A 19393-nucleotide genomic window follows, 5' to 3' on the forward strand; every position below is an offset into this window, starting at 1 on the left:
AGGCGCCCGCGCTCCCAGAGGGCGGCGAAGCCGTCGGACACCGCCGGCGCGTGTAGGAGCTTGCGGGCCGTGGCGAGGCTGCCGTGCTCGGCGAGACGAGCCCGAGGTCGGCCTTTACGCCGGCCCCGTATCAGCCCCTAAATAGGCAGGGCCTCAACAATTGAGGCGCCGCCGGGCAGTTCCACCTGCCGGTTGAGCCGGAAACCGGACTTGCCCAGGAGTTCGGCGTACTCGGAGGTGCTGCGCTCCATACCCTCGCCGAAAAGGGCGAGCATTCGCATATCGATGTCCTTACTGATGTGCGACCTGTCGTCGTCCGGCACCACGGCCTCCACCAGGAGTACTCGGCCGTCGTCGGAGATGGCCTCCCTGACATTGCGCAGAATCCGCACCGAGTCCTCGTCGGACCAGTTGTGGATCACACTGCTCAGTAGGTAGGCGTCCGCCCCGGCGGGTACCGAGACGAAGAAGTCACCGTCCACGAATTTGCACCGGCTTTCAAGGCCGGCCTCGGCGAAGAACTCCCTGGCCGCGCTGACCACCTGTTTCTGGTCGAACAGCACCCCGTCCAGATCTGAGTGCGCCTTCAGAACGGCGGCCAGGATGTGCCCCTTGCCACCGGCCACGTCCACCAGGGTTCGCACCCCGGAGAAGTCGTAGCGGGAGGCCACGGCGTCCGCGAACGGCCGGGCCCTGACCACCATGTAGTCGTTGAACAGCGCACCGGCCCCGGGGTTGGCCTTCAGGTAGCCGTAGAGGTGCCCGTGCCGCTCGACGAAGCCCGACCTGCCGGTGCGCACGGTCTGCGGGAGCATGCCCATGCCGTACCAGAAGCCCTCCTCGACGATCATCCGTACGGCGGAGCGGAGCGAGCCGGGCACGTCGGTGCGGAGGGTGACACCCGCCTCGGTCAGTTCGTAGGTGCCGGGCGCCGCGGTGGCGACCATGCCCATGGCGGCGAGCTCGCGGAGCACCCTGCCGAGCGCGGAGGCGTCGGCGCCGCAGCGCAGTGCGAGCTCGTCAACGCTCAGGGCGCCGTCTCGCAGGTGGTCGGCGCAGCCCAGTTCGGCCATCGTGGCCAGGGCGGCGAAACGGGAGACGCCACCGATCGCATCCCATACCGGTGCCTGTGGGTCGCTCATGAAAATCCTCTCTCTGCGGCGTGCGGCCCTGAGGGGGGACCAGCACGTCCCGGCAAGCGTGCGCGCCGGACCCGCGTGCTCGGGCGGGGAGCGGTTCGGGTTCCGGCAGGCGTTTTTGAAGATCGGGCCTCAGGGGGTCGAGGCCGACGGGCTCCGCATGCCGCGCACCAGGCGGCCGACCTCGGCGCGCAGGTGCACGAAGTCGGGGTGCTCGCGGGTGGTGATCTGGTCGCGCGGTCCCGGCAGGTCCACGCGCAGGTCACCGACGATCCCGGCAGGGGCCTTGGACAGGACCACGACGCGGTCACCGACGTAGACGCTCTCGTCGATGTCGTGGGTGATCAGCACGATGGTCATGTTGTGCAGGTTGCGGACCCGCAGGGTCAGGTCTTCCAGGTCCTCGCGGGTCTGGGCGTCCACGGAGCCGAAGGGCTCGTCCATCAGCAACAGGGCCGGGCGGTAGGCCAGGGCACGGGCGATGGACACCCTCTGCTGCATGCCCCCGGAAAGTTGCCACGGGTACTTGGCCGCGGCGCTGTCCAGGCCGACCTCCTCCAGCGCCTCCATCGCCGCCTGCCCGCGCTGCCGTTTGTCCATTCCCCTGCGGCGCAGCGGGAGCGAGACGTTCTCGACCACCGACATCCAGGGGAACAGGGAGCGGCTGTAGTCCTGGAAGACCACGGCCAGGTTGTCGGGGGTCTGCTCGACCTGGGCGCCGTTGAGCGTGACCTGGCCGCCACTGGGCCGGAGCAGCCCCGCGATGGAGCGCAGCAGTGTGGACTTGCCGCATCCTGAGGGGCCGACGATGCACACCAGCTCACCCTGGGCGACCTTCAGGTCGATGCCACCCAGCGCGTTGTGGGCGGTCGGTCCGCTGCCGTAGGTGTGGGACAGATTCGTGATCTCAAGCACAGCAGGTCCTCAGGTCGTCTGCTTGGCGGAGCGGTGCCAGGACAGGACACGTCGCTCGGCCGCCAGGAACGCCGAGTTGAACACGTATCCCAGGACGCCGAGCACCACGATGGTTCCCCACACGCCGGAGAAGTCGTATGACCTCTGGGCGTCCAGAAGCTGGAAGCCGATCCCGTCGGTGCTGCCGACCAGCTCGGAGAGCACCATGAGGATCAGCGCCAGTGACAGGCTGACCCGGAGTCCGGCGAAGATCTTGGGCATGGCCGAGGGCAGGATGATCCGGAACAGCCGCTCAGCGCCCGACAGCCCGAAGACCCTGGCGGTGTCCAGATGCTGGCGGTCGACCTGCCGCGCCCCCTCGGAGGCGTTGATCAGGACCGGCCAGACGATGCCGAACGCGATGAAGCTGATCTGCATCCGGGGGCCGATGGAGAACAACGCCATGAAGAACGCCAGCAGCATGGGCGGCGGGATGGCGCGGGCGAACTGGACCAGGGGGTCGATGAAGCGGAAGAGCAGCGGGGAGCGGCCCAGGGCGACCCCGAGGACGATCCCGACGACCCCGGCCAGCACCCACCCGGCCAGCAGCCGGCCGATGCTCGCGGGGATGTTCGTCAGCGCCGCCTCGGTCAGCCAGAGCCGCTCCGCGGGGCCGGTCAGCCACATCGTGTACATGCTGGTCGCGATCTGCGACGGCGGCGGGAAGCTCAGCATCTCGATGCCGCGGGTGAGCAGTTCCCACAGCAGCAGCACGACGGGCACCGGCCACAGCCGGACCACGCCGCGCAGCAGGCCGTTCATCAGACCACCTCCGTACGGGCGGTGTGCCAGCGGAAGATCCGCCGTTCCGCGAGCACGAACAGGCTGTTGGTGACCACGCCGATGATCCCGGCCCAGATGGCGGCGGCGATGATGTACTCCACCGCGTCCGCGCTGCCGCCGCTCTCCAGGACGTAACTGCCGATGCCCTGGGCGCCGCCGCCGAGCAGTTCCGCGCTGATCGCCACGATGAGCGCGATCGCGGACGCCAGCCGGACACCGGTGGCGATGAAGGGCGCCGTGCTCGGCAGGGAGACGCGCCACAGCACGGCCGACTTCCCGAACCCGAAGCTGCGGAGGGTCTCCTTGGCGAGCGGGTCGACGTCCTTGAGGCCGTACATCGTGTTGATCAGGACGGGCCAGGTCGCCGCGTAGACGATCAGGGTGACCTTCATGTCGAACCTGTCGGAGAACACGGCGAGCGCCAGCGGGATCAGCGCGATCGACGGGATCGGGCGCAGGAACTCAAGGATCGGCCGGAGCGCGCTCTCCACCCGGGGCAGGCTGCCGAGCAGGAACCCGGCGGGCACGGCGAGCGCGACGGTGAACAGCAGTCCAAGAGCCCAGGCCCCGAGGGTCGAGGTGACGTCGGAGAGGAACTCCCCGTCGGTCACCAGCGTGGCTGCTCGACCGAGCACCGTGGAGGCCAGCGGAAACACGAGCGGGTCGATCAGCCCGGTCCGGCCCGCGACCTCCATGACGCAGAACAGCCCCGCGACGCCGAGGGCGCCGCAGAGCAGTCTGTTGTCGAGCGGGTTGCGCCGTGTCACCCGAGGTTGCCGGGAAGGATGGTCTTGGCCTGGATCGGGCTCTTCAGGTAGCCCTGCTCGACCATCAGGTCGGCGACGCGCTGCAGGCGGGTCTCGTCAAGGCTGGTGGGGAAGGAGCCGAGGGTGATGACGGCGGCGGTCGCGGCGTCGATCTTGGTGTAGGTCGGCAGGATCTGCTCGACGGCCTTGCGGTCGGTGGCGGAGATCTGCTGGGCCTTGGCGATCGCCCGCTGGAAGGCGGCGACGGTGTTGGGGTTCTCGGTGGCGAAGTTCTCCATGACGACCACGCCGGCGATGGGGAAGTCCGCCGTGGAGTCGACCATCGTGTCGGCGAGCTTCTGGGCGCCGAGGTTCTTCTGCACCGCGGTCAGGGCCGGCTCCGTCATCCAGGCCGCGTCGACGGTCTTGCTGGCCAGCTGGGCCCCCATCTCGGGGAAGGGGAACTCCAGGAACTGCACGTCGTTCTCGGTGAGGCCGTGCGTCTTGAGCACCGTGGTCACCGCCAGGGTGCCGATGTTCTTGAGGCTGTTGACCGCGATCTTCTTGCCCTTGAGGTCGGCGGGCGTCTTGATCGATGAGTCCTTGGGCACCATGATGTTGAACGAGTTCGGAGCGGCCTGGTAGAGGTCCGAGATGATCTTCATCTTGTTGCCGGCCGCGACGGCGAGGAAGGCCGAGACGTAGTTCGTCTGGGTGGCGTCCAGGGAGCCGCCGACGAGGGCCTGCTGGGCCTGGGCTCCGCCGACCACCGGCTCGATGTCGACGGTGAGGCCCTGCTCCTTGAAGAAGCCCCGATCCTTGGCGATGTAGAGCGCGGCCGAGTCGGGGATCGGCAGCGCGCCGATCTTGATCTGGGTCTTCTCAAGGCCACCCGCGTTCGCGGCGGTGGTGTCAGTGGACTTGTCGGAACCTCCGCAGGCGCTCAGCACCAGGGCGGCTGCGACTCCTGCGATGACGGCCCGGCTCGCAAGTGTGAACCTCATGGGTCTCCTTAGCTGCATTAGCTGCATTTGACCGCCCCTGCCGGAACTCGCGGTAACTCATCGGGCGACATGGAGGGGGTCCCGGGAGGCATGTTGGTCAAGGGGGGGTTTGCCGACCGCGGATCAGAGTAGCGGAGTAGATCAGTCAAATTACAAATATCACCCCTTTCGCCCCTATCGCCCCGAAGCTACAAAGCAGGCATACGCCACCCAGTTGCCACATCCGTAACAATCAACAGATAGGCCCGCATAGCGGGCAAAAGCAAAGATGTCAATAAATCTGTTTCGCAACTTTGTGGAAGTTTGTGGTTACAGGGCGGAGAGTCATCGCCCGGTTACGGGTGCGGTGTGCCCGTTCGGTGGGAAATGCGAGTTATGTGCTGTTGGCCGAACTCATCCGGCTGTGCTCCAATAACCCCTACCCCATGGATGCGTCGGCGTCACTAGCACATCATTGCGTGACGCGATCCCCTCCAAGCAGACGATCCGAGGAGAGGCAGCGGAGGCCAGTGAGGACAGCGTCAATCCCCAGCGAACGCGAATCCGGGCTGGCACCTGCCCTGGGATTCGACAATCAGGGGGGGCAGCCGCAGAGCGGCCCGGGTCAGGGCCCAGACGGCTCCGGCTCCGAGAGGTCTGCGAGGAACGGCGGCAAGCTCGCGCTCAAGAACTGGCGGGTGAGGTCGCGACTGGTCGCGCTCATCGTCATCCCCACGGCCGCCGCGATCGTGCTGGGCGGCCTGCGGGTCACCACCTCGATCAGCAGCGCCGCCGAGTACGAGCGCGTGCGTACCACCGCCGAACTCACCGCGGGCCTGAGCAACCTGGCCGACGAGCTGCAGCTCGAGCGGGACCTGTCGGCCCGGTACGTGGCACAGGGGCGTCTGAGCACCGGCAAGTCGAACCTGCGCAAGCAGTACGAGAGCGTCGACGGTGTCGCCCGCGAGGTGCGCACCCGCATCGACGGCGTCATCAATGACAGCGGCATCGTTGAGTCGTTCAGCACCCGGAGCAGGGACGAGCTCACGCAGATCCGCGCCCGCATCGACGAGCTCAAGAGCCTGCGTGACGCGGCGACGGCCACCCAGATGCCGGCCCAGCCCATGGTCGCCGCGTACTCCCGTACCATCGCGGACCTGCTCGCCCTGCACGACGAGATCATTCAGGGCGTCGCGGACCAGGAGATCACCGCCAGCGCGGCCGCGTTCGCCGCGCTGGCCAGGGCCAAGGAACAGGCGTCCAGGGAGCGGGCGAACCTCGCCATCGCCCTCGCCGTCAGGGGGTTCAGCGCCGAAGGCCTCAACGCCATGCTGGCCGCCCGGGCGCAGTTCGACAGCGAGCTCGCGACCTTCCGCTCCGAGGCCTCGGTCGCCCAGCGCCAGCTCTACGACGACACGGTCAGCAGCCAGAAGAAGGACCGCGCGGCGGCACTGCGCGCCCGCGCCATCGTCCTGGCCCTCAACGGTCAGCCGCTGAGGAACGTCGACGTCTCCAGGACCGGACTCGGTGACCAGACGACGTGGTTCGACGCCTCCAGCGACATCGTCGAGCGCATGCGCACCGTGGAGGAGCAGGTCGCCGACACCCTCATCACGCAGAGCCGGGTCCTGCAGGAGTCGGAGCAGCGCGGAGCGCTGATCGCCGCCGGGCTGAGCGCGCTGCTGCTCATCCTCGTCCTGATCATCACCGCGGTCATGGCGCGGTCGCTGGTCAGGCCGCTGCGCAGGCTCCGTACCGAGGCGCTGTCCATCGCCGGCCAGCGTCTCCCCGAGACCGTCCAGAGCATGCGCGAGAGCGGCGAGGTCTCGACCACCGACATCACCCCGATCGGTGTCGCCTCCGACGACGAGATCGGTGAGGTGGCCCGGGCCTTCGACGAGGTCCACCGCGAGGCCGTGCGGCTGGCGGGCCAGGAGGCCACGCTGCGGAGCAACGTCAACTCGATGTTCGTCAACCTCTCCCGGCGCAGCCAGACCCTGGTGGAGCGCCAGCTCTCCCTCATCGAGAGCCTGGAGCAGGGCGAGCAGGACGAGGGCCGGCTCGGCAGCCTCTTCCGCCTCGACCACCTCGCCACCCGCATGCGCCGCAACTCGGAGAACCTCCTGGTCCTCGCCGGTCAGGAGCCCGCCCGCCGGTGGAGCCAGCCGGTCCCGCTCATCGACGTGGTCCGCGCCTCGCTGTCGGAGGTCGAGAACTACGAGCGGGTCGACCTGCAGCTGTCCGCGGGCGTGGCCGTGGCCGGAACCTCCGTCAACGACGTCGTCCACCTGATCGCGGAGCTCGTGGAGAACGCGATCTCCTTCTCCCCCCGGGAGACCAAGGTCATCGTCTCCAGCAACCGCATCGACGGCGGTGGCGTGATGGTCTCGGTGACCGACATCGGCATCGGCATGACCGCCGAGGAGCTCGCCCAGGCCAACTGGCGACTGGCCAACCCGCCGGTGGTGGACGTCTCGGTCTCCCGCCGGATGGGCCTGTTCGTGGTCGGCCGCCTTGCCCTGCGGCACGGCATCCGAGTCCAGCTCAGGCAGCAGGACAGCGGCGGCCTGACCGCCATGGTCCTGCTCCCGGAGAACCTGCTCGCCGTCACCGCCCGCCCGGGAGGCGCGCCCGGTGCCACGTCGCAGGGCGGAGACTGGGCCGGGTCCATGGCCTCCATGGACCGCCCGCCCGTGCTGGCCAGCCCCGCGGCTCCCCAGATGCCGTCCTTCGCCTCGTTCGAGGCCGCCCACCAGAACTCGTTCGCCTCCTTCGACCTGGGGCAGCAGTTCAACTCCTTCGAGGCCTCGCAGTCTCCCTTCGGAGGCGGCCAGTTCGGGCAGGCACCCGTCGACACCCCGTGGCCGGGACAGCTTCCGCCGCCCGGCGCCACCCCCGGCTGGCCGGACGCCTCCCAGCCCGACCCCACCGCGTGGCATCAGGGCCAGGGCAGCCCGTCCAGAGGCGACACCGGAATGTGGTCCGGGGGGCCGAGCGCGCCCGCGCGCGGTGACGCCCCCGTCTGGCCCGGCGGGCAGAGCAGGGACGGCGGCTCCGACGTCTGGTCGAGCTCCTCGTTCCGCGGCGGCGACTCCGGAGGCTGGCCGTCCACCGGTAACTCCGGTCCGTTCGGGCGGCGCCCGTTCGACGCGGCGGACAACACCGGCCCGCTGCCGGTGATCCCCGACTCCTCGCCCATGGAAGAGGCGAAGGAGGAGTTCCTGCCGATCTTCGCGGCCGTCGAGTCCGACTGGTTCAGGAAGGTCGATCCGGTCCAGGCCGCCGAGGAACGGGACGAGGAGGTCGAACCGGCCCGGCCGGCCCAGGCCGTTCAGGAGACCGTCCAGCTCTCACAGCAGGCCGCCCCCACGCAGGGGACCGGCTGGTCGTCACCCGCCGACGTGGGCTGGCAGGCGGCCAAGGCCGCCAGCGAGCCCTCACTCGGCGGGATCACCGGTTCCGGGCTGCCCAAGCGGGTGCCCAAGGCGAACCTGGTGCCCGGCACGGCCGCGCCCGACCTGAGCGCGGCCCCCCAAACTCCCGCGCTCCGGCCGACAGTCTCCCCGGAGGCGGTGCGCAACAGGCTGGCCAGCTTCCAGCAGGGCGTACGGCAGGGCCGCGCGGCCGCCAGGGGCGGAGCCGCGGACGGACGGCCGTATCCCGACTTCGGCCGGGACGTTGAAGGAAACAAGGAGGACCGGTGAGCGAGCTCATCATGGTCGCCAAGGAGGATGACACGTGCGCGAAATGAGCCAGGCCGCCCGGGGGGTCAATTGGCTGATCACTGACTTTGTGAACAACGTCCCAGGTGTGGCGCACACAGTCGTCGTGTCGGCGGACGGTCTGCCGTTGGCGTATTCCGACGGATTTCCCAGGGACAGGGCGGACCAGCTGGCCGCGGTCGCGGCCGGCCTGATCAGCCTGACCCAGGGCGCCTCACGGGTTTTCGAAGGCGGTGCGGTCACCCAGACCGTGGTGGAGATGCAACGAGGGCTGCTCCTCATCATGTCCATCAGTGACGGTTCCTGTCTGGCGGTGCTGGCCGCCGCCGACTGTGACATGGGACTGGTGGCCTACCAGATGACGATGCTCGTCGAGCGGGCGGGCCAGGTGCTGACCCCGGCCGTCCGTGCGGAACTGCAGTCTTCCCACTCACGGTGACGGCGATGACGCTAGGAGGCTGTCGTGGCAGGCCGCGGCTGGACCGGTGAGGGCGACCCGCACAGCGGGTTTCCCTACCAATCGATGGACGACCCCCACCGGCAACAGGGGGGTCCTTCGCATCTCATGCAGCCGGCGCCGTCGGAGCAGAGCTCCCTCGTCCGTCCGTATGCCGTGACCGGGGGGCGCACCGCCCCCCGGACCCAACTCGCCCTGGAGGCCCTGGTCTCCTCGGCGACTTCCATACATCACGATTTATCCACCCGCACCCCGGAGTATCAGGCGATCAGTGCCCTGTGCCGGCAAGTGCGTTCGGTCGCTGAGATCTCCGCGATGCTCCGCATCCCGCTCGGCGTGACCCGGATCCTGGTCGCCGACATGGCCGCCGAGGGTCTGATCCAGCTGCATCAGCCGCAGCTGGACGCGGGCAAGCCGGATCTCAACCTGCTGGAAAGGGTGCTCAGTGGACTTCGCAGGCTCTAGCCGCGGCGGCGGCCTGACATCGACGAAAATCGTCGTCGCCGGGGGATTCGGTGTCGGTAAGACCACGTTCGTGGGGGCGGTGTCGGAGATCCTGCCGCTGACCACGGAGGCGGTGATGACCGACGCCAGCGCCGGGATCGACGATCTCGGCCTCACTCCGAACAAGACCACCACCACGGTCGCGATGGACTTCGGTCGCGTCTCGCTGGACCGCGACCTGATCCTTTACCTGTTCGGCACGCCCGGCCAGCACCGGTTCTGGTTCATGTGGGACGACCTGGTCCGCGGCGCGATCGGCGCGATCGTGCTCGTCGACACCCGGCGGCTGGCCGACAGCTTCCCGGCGATCGACTACTTCGAGGAGGCCAAGCTCCCCTTCGTGGTCGCGGTCAACGGGTGGGACGGCACCTACCTGCACGGTGAGGAGGAGGTACGCGAGGCGCTGACGCTGGCGCCTCACATCCCCATCTCCAGGACCGACGCCCGCTCGCGCGACGCGGTGAAGGCCACGCTCATCACGCTTGTGGAGCACGCGCTCACCGTGCGGATGGCCGTTCCCGGCTGGGGCCGCTGACCGCGGGAGGGCGTCAGTCGCACCTCCCAGCGGATAGGCTGGGAGGTCGAGTCGCAGACCTGTAGCGCAGAGGCTGGCCAATCACGTGTTCGAGACGCTTTCCGACCGGCTGACATCGGTCTTCTCCTCCCTTCGATCCAAGGGTCGGCTCTCCGAGGCCGACATCGACGCGACCTGCCGCGAGATCCGCATCGCGCTCCTCGAGGCCGATGTCGCGCTGCCCGTGGTCAAGGCGTTCGTCGCCCAGGTCAAGGAGCGCGCCCGCGGCGCCGAGGTCTCCCAGGCGCTGAACCCGGCGCAGCAGGTCGTCAAGATCGTCAATGACGAGCTCATCGAGATCCTCGGCGGCGAGACCCGGCGGCTCCGCTATGCCAAGAACCCGCCGACCGTCATCATGCTCGCGGGCCTGCAGGGCGCGGGCAAGACGACCCTGGCCGGCAAGCTCGCCCGCTGGCTGCGTGAGCAGAACCACACGCCGCTGCTGGTCGCCGCCGACCTCCAGCGGCCCAACGCGGTACAGCAGCTCTCGGTCGTGGCCGAGCGCGCGGGCGTCGCGGTCTACGCGCCCGAGCCGGGAAACGGCGTCGGCGACCCGGTCGCGGTGGCCCGCCAGTCGATCGACCACGCCAAGCGGCAGCAGCACGACATCGTCATCATCGACACCGCGGGCCGCCTGGGCATCGACCAGGAGCTGATGAAGCAGGCGGCGGACATCCGCGACGCGGTCTCGCCCGACGAGGTCCTGTTCGTCGTCGACGCGATGATCGGCCAGGACGCCGTCAGCACGGCCCAGGCGTTCATGGAGGGCGTCGGTTTCGACGGCGTCGTGCTGACCAAGCTCGACGGCGACGCCCGCGGTGGCGCCGCACTGTCGGTCCGCCACATCACCGGCAGGCCGATCATGTTCGCGTCCACCGGTGAGAAGCTCGAGGACTTCGACGCCTTCCACCCGGACCGGATGGCCTCCCGCATCCTCGACATGGGTGACATCCTCACCCTGATCGAGCAGGCCCAGAAGACCTTCGACGAGGCCGAGGCCGCCAAGATGGCGAGCAAGCTCACCTCGGGCGAGGGCTTCACCCTGGAGGACTTCCTCGAGCAGATGATGATGGTCCAGAAGATGGGCCCCATCAAGAACCTGCTCGGCATGATGCCCGGCATGGGGCAGATGCGTGATCAGCTCAACCAGGTGGACGACCGCGACCTCGACCGCATCGCCGCCATCATCCGCTCCATGACCCCCGCCGAGCGTCACAATCCGAAGATGATCGACGGCTCACGTCGTGCCCGTATCGCGAGGGGCTCCGGTGTGACGGTGACCGAGGTGAGCGGCCTGGTCACCCGCTTCTTCGACGCCCAGAAGATGATGAAGCGGATGGCCGGCGGCATGGGCATCCCCGGCATGCCCGGCGGTCGCAAGGGGGCCAAGGCCGCGCAGAAGAAGGCGGCCAAGGGACGCAGGGTCAGCGGTGACCCGCGCAAGGCGGCGCTCGGCAAGGCCGCCCCCGACAAGTCCGGCGAGCCCGCGGCCCCGGCGGGGAACGGCCTCCTCGGCAAGCTCGGTTCCCGGCAGCAGCTGCCTCCTGGCCTGGAGCTGCCGCCGGGCTTCGACCCCTCGAAGTTCAAGCTCCCCGGTCAGAAATGAGCGATGGCCCCTTCCACGCGCGTGCCAGATGGATCTGGGTGATCATCGTCGCGGGGTTCATCCTGGTGGCCGTGCTCGAACTGCTCGGGGTACGTCCGAAGTAGCGCTCCCACCACGGCATCCCGGCCGACGGATCGTACGGCGGGTACGCGGGCCGCGCGGGTGCTCCCGGGGGTGCGGGAATCTCCGGCGGCTGGGCGGCTCCCGGCAGGATCGGCGCCTCGGGCAGGACGGGGGCTCCGAGCCGCGAGGCGGTCCCCGGCGGGTCGAGGGTCTCCGGCGGGGCGGGTGCTCCCGGCCGCGCCGGAGCCCCGGGCAGGAGCGGGGTCTGAGGAGGCACGGACGTTCCTCGTGGGACGTGAGACGGCCAGGGGATCCAGGGGACACCGTCGTGGCCGGTTCCCGGGGTTACGGCGGGGGACGGGGCGGACGCCGGAGGCGCGTCGGCCTGACCGGCAGGGGTCGCCCTGATGGTCAGCACCGCTCCCAGCACGGTGATGGATCCGGTCGCGGTCAGCAGCAGAGATCTGAGGGTGGTTGCCACGGCGGCCATTTAGCGCAGCAGGCCGGACCCGCCGGGGGCCCGGACACACGTGGATTACCGAGATTTGCCCTCCGGCCGCCGCGGGGGATGGCCGCGGATTGGCCGGGCACCCCCGCGCGTCTGGCACAATGACATGTTGGAACATCGTGACACGTGGTTGCCCTCTCACTCCCGCGTGCCATGCCTGTCCCTCGATCGGTCCTCTCCTCGTGCCCCACTCGATGAGACACCGTTCACCCACGCTCTAATGCAGGAGAGACCACACCAGTGGCAGTCAAGATCAAGCTCAAGCGGCTCGGCATGATCCGCAACCCGCAGTACCGCATCGTCATCGCCGACAGCCGCACCAAGCGTGACGGCCGGGCGATCGAGGAGATCGGCCTCTACCACCCGAAGGAGAACCCCTCGCGCATCGAGGTCAACTCCGAGCGGGCGGCCTACTGGCTGGGTGTCGGCGCGCAGCCGACCGAGCCCGTCCTCAAGCTCCTCAAGCTCACCGGCGACTGGCAGAAGTTCAAGGGCGAGTCGGCTCCGGCTCCGCTCCTGGTCGCCGAGCCCAAGGCCGACCGCCACGCCGCCTACGAGGCCGCGGCCAAGGAGGCGCTGTCTCTGGAAGCCGCCACCACGCCGAAGAAGTCGACCCGCAAGGCGGCTCCCAAGGCTGAAGAGGCCCCCGCCGAGGCCCCGGCTGAGCCCACCGCGGCCGCCGAGGAGAAGCCGGAAGGCGAGGCCTGAGGTGCTTGAGGAGGCCCTCGAGCACCTGGTGAAGGGCATCGTCGAATATCCCGACGACGTCCAGGTTCACGCTCGCCGCATCCGTAGCGGGCGTGTGCTTGAGGTCCGGGTGCATCCCGAGGACCTCGGTAAGGTCATCGGCCGCGGTGGCCGTACGGCCAAGGCGCTTCGCACGGTCGTGAACGCCCTCGGCGACGGCAAGTACGTCCGGGTCGATCTGCTCGACCTGAACGAGGCCCGCTAGCCGCCGGACGCGTCCAATCGAGCGAACGGGCCACCCGCCCAGCGCGGGTGGCCCGTCTGCTTTCCACCGGCACCACTATGTGAGGAGGCGGGCGTGCAGCTCGTCGTAGGGCGGATCGGTCGCCCGCACGGACTCCGCGGAGACGTGTCCGTGGAGGTGCGCACCGACGAGCCTGACAGGCGCTTCGCCCCGGGCACCGCCCTGGCCACCGACCCCGCCTCGGCCGGCCCGCTGGTCGTCGAGTCCCGCCGCTGGCATTCGGGCATCCTGCTGGTCAGGTTCGAGGGCGTGAGCGACCGCGACCACGCCGAGGAGCTCCGCGGCACCATGCTCGTCATCGACTCGGCGGACATTCCGCCGTCCGACGATCCCGACGAGTTCTACGATCACCAGCTCATCGGCCTCACCGTGGTCAAGCCCGACGGCGAGCGGGTGGGCGAGGTGTCCGACGTGCTCCACCACGGCCAGGACCTGCTCGTCGTACGGCGTGGGAAGGCGGAGGTCTACGTGCCGTTCGTCAAGGCGCTGGTCCCGGTGATCGACCTTGAGAAGGGCATCCTCGTCGTGGACGCCCCGGCGGGACTGCTCGATCCGGACGAGATCGTCTGACATGCGCGTCGACGTCATCTCGATCTTCCCCGAGTACTTCGCCCCCCTCGACGTCTCCCTCATCGGCAAGGCCCGCGAGCGCGGCATCCTCGACGTCCGTCTCCACCAGCTCCGCGACCACGCCCACGACGTGCACCGCACGGTGGACGACACACCCTACGGGGGCGGCCCCGGCATGGTCATGAAGCCAGAGCCCTGGGGAGAGGCCCTCGACGAGGTCCTCGCCGCGGACCCCGTGGCCCTGCCGCGGATGATCGTGCCGACTCCCAGCGGTGTGCCCTTCACCCAGAAGCTGGCGATGGAGTACGCCGCCGAGCCCTGGCTGCTGTTCACCCCGGCCCGCTACGAGGGCATCGACTCCAGGGTGATGGCCGAGTACGGCGCGCGCATGCGGGTGGACGAGGTCAGTATCGGGGACTACGTGCTCGCCGGAGGCGAGGTGGCCGTGCTGGTGATGATCGAGGCCATCGGGCGGCTGCTGCCGGGGGTGCTCGGCAACGTCCACTCGGCCGTGGACGACTCCTTCGCGCCCGGCGCGATGGAGAACCTTCTCGAAGGCCCCGTCTACACCAAGCCGCCCGAGTGGCGGGGGCACGAGGTGCCGGAGATCCTGCTCTCCGGGCATCACGGAAAGATCGCCCGGTGGCGGCGGGACCAGGCACTGCGCCGTACCGCGAGGAACCGGCCCGAACTGCTGGCGGCGCTCGCCCCGCAGAGCCTGGACAAGCACGACAGGCAGCTCCTGTCCGAGCTCGACCAGCCCGGGACCGGACCCGTCGGCCAGGCTCCCTGACCGGTTCCGTCCCCTGGCCGACGGAGCCGATGCGGAGGCCGGCCCGGCCGCCCTGACCGGCTGATTTCCGGTCGGTCGGGAAAATATGGCAGACTGAAGCGTTGCCGCCGACCGTCCATGGGTTGGCGCGCACTGCCGGAAGAGCGACCCGGCTCCCGAGACACAGTCCACTTCAGCACGCGTGTCCATCACGACGCCGCTCCGTCGCGGCCGGATGGACCTCCGGGTGCGTTTAAAAATGAGGTACCACTGCCATGCACACGCTGATCAGCGAGCTCGAGAAGTCCGCGCTCCGCACCGACATCCCGAACTTCCGGCCCGGTGACACGCTCGAGGTCCACGTCCGGGTCATTGAGGGCAGCAGGTCCCGTGTCCAGGTCTTCAAGGGCTTCGTCCTCCGCCGCCAGGGCGGTGGCGCCCGCGAGACCTTCACGGTTCGCAAGGTCAGCTACAGCGTCGGCGTCGAGCGCACCTTCCCGGTGCACAGCCCGGTCATCGAGAAGATCGTCCTCGTGACCCGTGGCGATGTCCGCCGTGCCAAGCTCTACTACATGCGTGACCTGCGCGGCAAGGCCGCCCGTATCCGCGAGAAGCGCGAGGCCCGCTAGGCGCGCGGTAGTCGCCGCCCTGGCCCGCGTCCTCTTTTCCGGGAGCGGGCCAGTCGCATGTAAGGAGGTTTGACCTCCTATGGCAATACGCATGGCTATGCGGTACCCCGTCACTCGACCACTTGGTGCCGCCCATCATCTAGGCTCGTCAGCGATGACTAGCGAAGACCGGGAGTACGGCGCAGTCTCGCGTCGACCTGTCGAGGACGAGGTGGACGTGGTCGCCGAAGACACCCAGAAGAACGCCAAGAGCGACAAGGGCAAGAAGAAGGGCTCCTTCTGGAAGGAGCTGCCTGTTCTGATCGTCGTGGCGGTGGTGCTCGCTCTCATAATCAAGACCTTCGTGATCCAGGCGTTCTACATTCCTTCGGAGTCGATGGAGAACACCCTCCTCACGAACGACCGGGTCCTGGTCAACAAGCTCGTCTACCGCGTCCGGGACATCGAACGCGGCGACGTGGTGGTGTTCTCCGGGGTCGACTCCTGGGATCCCGAGATCGTCCTTGAGGAGCCGTCCAACCCGGTCACGGGGTTCTTCCGCTGGGTCGGAACCGCCTTCGGCGTGGTCCCCGGTGAGAAGGACTACATCAAGCGGGTCATCGGCGTCGGTGGCGACACGGTGAAGTGCTGCGACGCCCAGGGCCGGGTGACGGTCAACGGGGTCCCCCTCGACGAGGACTACCTCTACCCGGGTGACGTGCCGTCCCAGAGGTTCTTCGAGGCCAAGGTCCCCGAGGGCCGCCTGTGGGTGATGGGCGACCACCGGTTGGTCTCCCTCGACTCCCGCTCCCACCTGGGCGATCCCGGCGGCGGAACGATCTCGGTGGACAAGGTGATCGGCCGGGCCTTCGTGATCGTGTGGCCGTTCTCCAGGGCCACGACCATCCCCATTCCCGACACCTTCGGTCAACCGGCTCTCAAGGCCGCCGCGGCCGTGGGAGGCGCGGCCCCGTTCCTCGCGGGCTTCGCAGGCGCAGTGCCGCTGGTGCTGTGGCGTCGTCGCCGGCTTTCAAGGCGGTAACCGGACCTCATGACCGTGGAACCCGAGGCTGACAAGAACAAGAAGTCCGGTAAGGGCGGCAACCTGCGCGAGTCGCTGTTCCTGCTGGCGTGCGGGGTGGTGGTGGCGCTGCTGTTGCAGGCCTTCGTCTTCCAGTCGTTCTGGATCCCGTCGGAGTCGATGGAGAACACCCTTCAGGTGGGTGACCGGGTGGTCGTCAACAAGCTGCACGGCGACGCCGAGCGTGGCGACATCGTGGTTTTCAAGGGCTGGAACGACGAGGACACCATCAAGCGGGTCATCGCGGTCGGTGGTGACACGGTGAAGTGCTGCGACGCCAAGAAGCGGATCACGGTCAACGGAGTGCCGCTCGAAGAGGGCTCCTACCTGTATCCCGGCGACTTCCCCTCGGGGGACGCGTTCGAGAAGGTGGTCCCCGCCGGGAGACTGTGGGTCATGGGCGACCATCGCACCGCCTCCGCCGACTCGCGCGCCCACGAGGAGCGGGAGGAGGAGGGCACGGTCTCCGAGGACGACGTCGTCGGCCGTGCGGTGGCGATCTACTGGCCGTTCTCCAGGGCCACGATCCTTTCGAGGCCGGAGAGCTTTCTCAAGGTGAGATAGCGGTACCGAATGCACCGGAGGGGGCGTACTCTCTGGTCATGGTCGCTGTGTCACCCGAGGTGTCATGACGGTTGCGTTTCGCCCCAGGCCCAGCGTGGTCCGGCGCGATTTAGGGCTGTACGGCTACGAGCGGGCCCTTGACCGCCGCGGGCTCGGTCCCGTGGCAGGGGTCGACGAGGCGGGCCGTGGCGCCTGTGCCGGGCCTCTGGTGGTCGCCGCCGTGGTGCTGGGCGGCCGGATCGACGGCCTGGGTGATTCCAAGCAGCTGACGGCCTCCCGTCGTGAGTCGTTGTACGAGCGGATCACGGCGACCGCGGAGGCGGTGAGCGTGATGGTGATCCCGCCGGGTGAGATCGACGCCCGTGGTCTGCACAGATCCAACATCGACGGAATGCGCAGGGCCGTGGCACGACTTCCCCGTCAGCCCGGCTACGTTCTCACCGACGGGTTTCCCGTTCCCGGGTTGCCCATGCCGTCATTGGGGGTGTGGAAGGGAGATCAGGTCGCGGCCTGCATCGCCGCGGCCTCGATCGTGGCCAAGGTGACGCGGGACGAGATGATGGTCGCGTTGCACGAACGTCATCCCTGGTACGGATTCGCCGTGCACAAGGGGTATGGCACCGTCGATCATCGCAGGGCTCTCAGAACCTACGGTCCGTGTCCGGACCACCGCTTCTCGTTCTCGACGGTGGCACGGTCAGGAGCGGGCGAGGTGATGGGTGAGAATGAACTGGGGGCCGGTGCGTCTGATCGGGCGGGCCGGGGTGTGCGTTTAACAGGAGGACCGGTATGAGCGCAGAGGATCTCGAGAAGTACGAAACCGAGATGGAGCTGCAGCTTTACCGTGAGTACCGCGACGTTGTCGGCCTGTTCACATACGTCGTGGAGACTGAGCGGCGCTTCTATCTCACCAACTCCGTCGATCTCGACGTGCGGACCGCCGAGAACGGCGACGTGTTCTTCGACGTGAAGATGCAGGACGCCTGGGTCTGGGACATGTACCGGCCCGCGAGGTTCGTCAAGAACGTCCGCGTGGTGACCTTCAAGGACGTGAACGTCGAGGAGCTCGCCAAACCCGATCTGGAGATGCCGAAGGAGGGCTTCTCCTCCTGAGGGGCTTTGCGGCTTTTTGACCATTGCTGAGCGGCGAGAACGCTGTCCGCGGGGCCGGGGCGTCGTCCACAGGGGCGCCTGGTGTCCGGCCGGTTGTCCACAGAGTCCCGTTCGGCTCGTCGGGGGCGCGGTGAGCTGAGCGAAGGTCGGGAACTGGAGGTGGTTCCATGGCCGCGAAGGATGAGCTCGGCAGGTACGGCGAACAGGTCGCCGTCGACTATCTGCTCGCGCACGACCTGCAGATCCTGGATCGCAACTGGCGATGCCCGGACGGGGAGATCGACGTCGTCGCCCGAGAGGGGCGCACGCTCGTCGCGGTGGAGGTGAAGACCCGCTCCGGCCGCCGTCACGGCACCGCCTTCGAGGCGGTCACCGATGCGAAGATCGCGCGCCTGCGCATGCTCGTGGCCAGATGGGTCGCCGAGCACCAGGAGGGGTTCGACGCGATCCGCGTCGACGTCGTCGCCCTTGAGCGGTTCGCCGGGGATTTCGCCATCCGCCACGAGCGGGGGGTGTGCTGATGTCTCCTGGCCTGTCCTGGATCATTCGCTCCCCACATCCCACCCCGTGGGAGGTGAGGTGAGTGGCCGTCGCACGTACGCGCTGCGTCGCCCTGGTCGGGGTGACCGGCCGTCTCGTCGAGATCGAGGCCGACATCGGCAGCGGTGTCGCGGGTCTGCACCTGATCGGAATGCTGGACACCGCGCTGAGCGAAGCCCGCGACCGGGTCCGCTCCGCCCTGGTCAACAGCCGGTACGCGTGGCCCGACGCCCGGATCACCGTCAGCCTGTTTCCCGCCAGCCTGCCCAAGCGGGGCAGCCTCTTCGACCTGGCGATCGCGATGGCCCTGCTCGCGGCGGCCGGATTCGTGCCCGCGGCCAGGGTCGCCGAGCCGTTCTTCCTGGGTGAGCTGGGGCTCGACGGCTCGGTGAGGCCGGTGAGGGGCGTTCTCCCCGCGGTGCTGGCGGCCGTCGCCGCGGGTGCCCGCACCGTCGTCGTCCCCGCGCGCAACGCCGCCGAGGCGGGTCTCGTGCCGGGCGTGACCGTGATCCCCGCGACCACCCTGGGCGCGCTGGTGAGCGGGCTGCGAAGCGGCGAGCCGCCGGGAGGCGTCCTGGACGGCGCCGGAGACCCCGGTCACCGGGCCGCGCGCCCGCTTCCGTCGGGATGTCCCGGCGAGGCCGTCCCCGGGCACGACCTGGGAGACAGTGCCGCCGGTGGCGCCGAGGACGGCCCCGACCTGGGAGACGTCGCCGGGCAACCCGTCGCCCGCCGCGCGCTGGAGGTCTGCGCCGCCGGTGGTCACAACCTCTGGATGCTCGGTCCTCCCGGCACCGGCAAGACCATGCTCGCCGAGCGGCTGCCGACCCTGCTTCCGGCCCTGGAGTGGGATCAGGCCCTGGAGGTGACCGCCATACACTCGGTCGCCGGAGTGCTGCCCAGGGACCGCCCGCTGCTGGTCCGCCCGCCGTTCGTGGCGCCACACCACACCGCGACCGTCGCGTCCGTCATCGGTGGGGGCAGCGGGATGATCCGTCCTGGTGCGGTCTCGCTGGCCCACCGGGGAGTGCTCTTTCTCGATGAGGCCCCAGTTATGTGAACTGTCAAGTTGTCGCTGCTGGCTAGATGTCGCAGTCCTGCGTGCAGTGAGGCTG

The 19393-nt window shown here is 68.8% G+C and carries 21 protein-coding genes and 1 pseudogene; 16 read left to right on the forward strand and 6 right to left on the reverse strand.

What is annotated here, in order from left to right; genetic code table 11:
• Nucleotides 1-137: 137 nt before the first annotated feature.
• The 5 genes from ABT130_RS05245 to ABT130_RS05265 all read right to left on the reverse strand — a co-directional run bounded on the left by ABT130_RS05245 (nucleotide 138) and on the right by ABT130_RS05265 (nucleotide 4626).
• Entirely contained in the window at nucleotides 138-1142 is a 1005-nt protein-coding gene (locus ABT130_RS05245; protein ID WP_350953029.1) for a methyltransferase, read from the reverse strand.
• 129 nt (nucleotides 1143-1271) lie between these two features.
• Complete coding sequence (locus tag ABT130_RS05250) at nucleotides 1272-2054, reverse strand: ABC transporter ATP-binding protein (RefSeq protein WP_350923981.1); 783 nt, start codon at nucleotides 2052-2054, stop codon at nucleotides 1272-1274.
• 9 nt (nucleotides 2055-2063) lie between these two features.
• Nucleotides 2064-2855: an ABC transporter permease gene (locus ABT130_RS05255; RefSeq protein WP_350953031.1), complete on the reverse strand. Its 792-nt coding sequence runs from the start codon at nucleotides 2853-2855 to the stop codon at nucleotides 2064-2066.
• Nucleotides 2855-3643: an ABC transporter permease gene (locus tag ABT130_RS05260; protein ID WP_350923985.1), complete on the reverse strand. Its 789-nt coding sequence runs from the start codon at nucleotides 3641-3643 to the stop codon at nucleotides 2855-2857. Before ABT130_RS05260 ends, ABT130_RS05255 begins: the two co-directional genes overlap by 1 nt.
• The gene (locus ABT130_RS05265) at nucleotides 3640-4626 is read right to left on the reverse strand and encodes an ABC transporter substrate-binding protein (RefSeq protein ID WP_350953033.1); all 987 of its coding nucleotides are present in this window, start codon (nucleotides 4624-4626) and stop codon (nucleotides 3640-3642) included. Before ABT130_RS05265 ends, ABT130_RS05260 begins: the two co-directional genes overlap by 4 nt.
• A gap of 677 nt (nucleotides 4627-5303) precedes the next feature.
• Between ABT130_RS05265 and ABT130_RS05270 the strand changes: the two genes are divergently transcribed.
• From ABT130_RS05270 to ffh, 5 genes are all read left to right on the forward strand, one after another.
• Nucleotides 5304-8309: a nitrate- and nitrite sensing domain-containing protein gene (locus ABT130_RS05270; protein WP_350953034.1), complete on the forward strand. Its 3006-nt coding sequence runs from the start codon at nucleotides 5304-5306 to the stop codon at nucleotides 8307-8309.
• 43 nt (nucleotides 8310-8352) lie between these two features.
• Entirely contained in the window at nucleotides 8353-8766 is a 414-nt protein-coding gene (locus ABT130_RS05275) for a roadblock/LC7 domain-containing protein (protein WP_326646986.1), read from the forward strand.
• A 24-nt stretch (nucleotides 8767-8790) separates the two neighbouring features.
• Nucleotides 8791-9249 carry a DUF742 domain-containing protein gene (locus ABT130_RS05280; RefSeq protein WP_451935512.1) on the forward strand — a complete coding sequence of 153 codons (459 nt, stop codon included), beginning with the start codon at nucleotides 8791-8793 and terminating at the stop codon, nucleotides 9247-9249.
• Nucleotides 9230-9823 carry a GTP-binding protein gene (locus tag ABT130_RS05285; protein WP_350923991.1) on the forward strand — a complete coding sequence of 198 codons (594 nt, stop codon included), beginning with the start codon at nucleotides 9230-9232 and terminating at the stop codon, nucleotides 9821-9823. Before ABT130_RS05280 ends, ABT130_RS05285 begins: the two co-directional genes overlap by 20 nt.
• 85 nt (nucleotides 9824-9908) lie before the next feature.
• Entirely contained in the window at nucleotides 9909-11468 is a 1560-nt protein-coding gene (gene ffh, locus ABT130_RS05290; protein ID WP_350923993.1) for a signal recognition particle protein, read from the forward strand.
• On the opposite strand, the gene ABT130_RS05295 is transcribed toward ffh, so the two are convergent.
• On the reverse strand, nucleotides 11446-12021 hold the full coding sequence (locus ABT130_RS05295; protein ID WP_350953035.1) for a hypothetical protein: 576 nt from the start codon (nucleotides 12019-12021) through the stop codon (nucleotides 11446-11448). The genes ffh and ABT130_RS05295 overlap by 23 nt on opposite strands.
• 258 nt (nucleotides 12022-12279) lie before the next feature.
• Between ABT130_RS05295 and rpsP the strand changes: the two genes are divergently transcribed.
• The 11 genes and pseudogenes from rpsP to ABT130_RS05350 all read left to right on the forward strand — a co-directional run.
• The gene (gene rpsP, locus ABT130_RS05300) at nucleotides 12280-12747 is read left to right on the forward strand and encodes a 30S ribosomal protein S16 (protein WP_350953036.1); all 468 of its coding nucleotides are present in this window, start codon (nucleotides 12280-12282) and stop codon (nucleotides 12745-12747) included.
• A 1-nt stretch (nucleotide 12748) separates the two neighbouring features.
• The gene (locus ABT130_RS05305; protein WP_030906210.1) at nucleotides 12749-12991 is read left to right on the forward strand and encodes an RNA-binding protein; all 243 of its coding nucleotides are present in this window, start codon (nucleotides 12749-12751) and stop codon (nucleotides 12989-12991) included.
• A 93-nt stretch (nucleotides 12992-13084) separates the two neighbouring features.
• A complete protein-coding gene (gene rimM, locus ABT130_RS05310; protein WP_350953037.1) occupies nucleotides 13085-13600 on the forward strand; it encodes a ribosome maturation factor RimM in 516 nt (171 codons plus the stop codon).
• Nucleotide 13601: 1 nt separating this feature from the next.
• Nucleotides 13602-14393, forward strand: coding sequence for a tRNA (guanosine(37)-N1)-methyltransferase TrmD (gene trmD / locus ABT130_RS05315; protein WP_350924001.1), 792 nt, complete (start codon nucleotides 13602-13604; stop codon nucleotides 14391-14393).
• A gap of 254 nt (nucleotides 14394-14647) precedes the next feature.
• A complete protein-coding gene (gene rplS, locus ABT130_RS05320) occupies nucleotides 14648-15001 on the forward strand; it encodes a 50S ribosomal protein L19 (RefSeq protein ID WP_350924003.1) in 354 nt (117 codons plus the stop codon).
• A gap of 154 nt (nucleotides 15002-15155) precedes the next feature.
• Nucleotides 15156-16022: a signal peptidase I gene (lepB, locus tag ABT130_RS05325; protein WP_350953038.1), complete on the forward strand. Its 867-nt coding sequence runs from the start codon at nucleotides 15156-15158 to the stop codon at nucleotides 16020-16022.
• A 9-nt stretch (nucleotides 16023-16031) separates the two neighbouring features.
• Nucleotides 16032-16625 (forward strand): signal peptidase I, encoded by a 594-nt coding sequence (lepB, locus tag ABT130_RS05330; RefSeq protein WP_350953040.1) that lies wholly within the window; start codon nucleotides 16032-16034, stop codon nucleotides 16623-16625.
• Nucleotides 16626-16689: 64 nt separating this feature from the next.
• The gene (locus tag ABT130_RS05335; RefSeq protein WP_350953042.1) at nucleotides 16690-17418 is read left to right on the forward strand and encodes a ribonuclease HII; all 729 of its coding nucleotides are present in this window, start codon (nucleotides 16690-16692) and stop codon (nucleotides 17416-17418) included.
• Nucleotides 17415-17738, forward strand: a complete 324-nt coding sequence (locus tag ABT130_RS05340) for a DUF2469 domain-containing protein (RefSeq protein WP_030511723.1) — start codon at nucleotides 17415-17417, stop codon at nucleotides 17736-17738. The genes ABT130_RS05335 and ABT130_RS05340 overlap by 4 nt, the downstream gene beginning before the upstream one ends.
• A 167-nt stretch (nucleotides 17739-17905) precedes the next feature.
• Entirely contained in the window at nucleotides 17906-18259 is a 354-nt protein-coding gene (locus ABT130_RS05345) for a YraN family protein (protein ID WP_350924013.1), read from the forward strand.
• Nucleotides 18260-18321: 62 nt separating this feature from the next.
• A pseudogene (locus ABT130_RS05350) lies at nucleotides 18322-19329 on the forward strand (ATP-binding protein); the annotation flags it as partial.
• Nucleotides 19330-19393 lie beyond the last annotated feature (64 nt).

Source organism: Streptosporangium sp. NPDC001681 (genome assembly GCF_040298085.1).
Classification (GTDB): domain Bacteria; phylum Actinomycetota; class Actinomycetes; order Streptosporangiales; family Streptosporangiaceae; genus Streptosporangium.

What these genes read in the sequence shown, in the direction of transcription:
- ABT130_RS05245 (WP_350953029.1), bottom strand. Translation starts at nt 1,142, where the DNA reads ATGAGCGACCCACAGGCACCGGTATGGGATGCGATCGGTGGCGTCTCC.
- ABT130_RS05255 (WP_350953031.1), bottom strand. Translation starts at nt 2,855, where the DNA reads ATGAACGGCCTGCTGCGCGGCGTGGTCCGGCTGTGGCCGGTGCCCGTC.
- ABT130_RS05265 (WP_350953033.1), bottom strand. Translation starts at nt 4,626, where the DNA reads ATGAGGTTCACACTTGCGAGCCGGGCCGTCATCGCAGGAGTCGCAGCC.
- ABT130_RS05275 (WP_326646986.1), top strand. Translation starts at nt 8,353, where the DNA reads ATGAGCCAGGCCGCCCGGGGGGTCAATTGGCTGATCACTGACTTTGTG.
- ABT130_RS05295 (WP_350953035.1), bottom strand. Translation starts at nt 12,021, where the DNA reads ATGGCCGCCGTGGCAACCACCCTCAGATCTCTGCTGCTGACCGCGACC.
- trmD (WP_350924001.1), top strand. Translation starts at nt 13,602, where the DNA reads ATGCGCGTCGACGTCATCTCGATCTTCCCCGAGTACTTCGCCCCCCTC.
- rplS (WP_350924003.1), top strand. Translation starts at nt 14,648, where the DNA reads ATGCACACGCTGATCAGCGAGCTCGAGAAGTCCGCGCTCCGCACCGAC.
- lepB (WP_350953038.1), top strand. Translation starts at nt 15,156, where the DNA reads ATGACTAGCGAAGACCGGGAGTACGGCGCAGTCTCGCGTCGACCTGTC.
- lepB (WP_350953040.1), top strand. Translation starts at nt 16,032, where the DNA reads ATGACCGTGGAACCCGAGGCTGACAAGAACAAGAAGTCCGGTAAGGGC.
- ABT130_RS05335 (WP_350953042.1), top strand. Translation starts at nt 16,690, where the DNA reads ATGACGGTTGCGTTTCGCCCCAGGCCCAGCGTGGTCCGGCGCGATTTA.
- ABT130_RS05340 (WP_030511723.1), top strand. Translation starts at nt 17,415, where the DNA reads ATGAGCGCAGAGGATCTCGAGAAGTACGAAACCGAGATGGAGCTGCAG.
- ABT130_RS05345 (WP_350924013.1), top strand. Translation starts at nt 17,906, where the DNA reads ATGGCCGCGAAGGATGAGCTCGGCAGGTACGGCGAACAGGTCGCCGTC.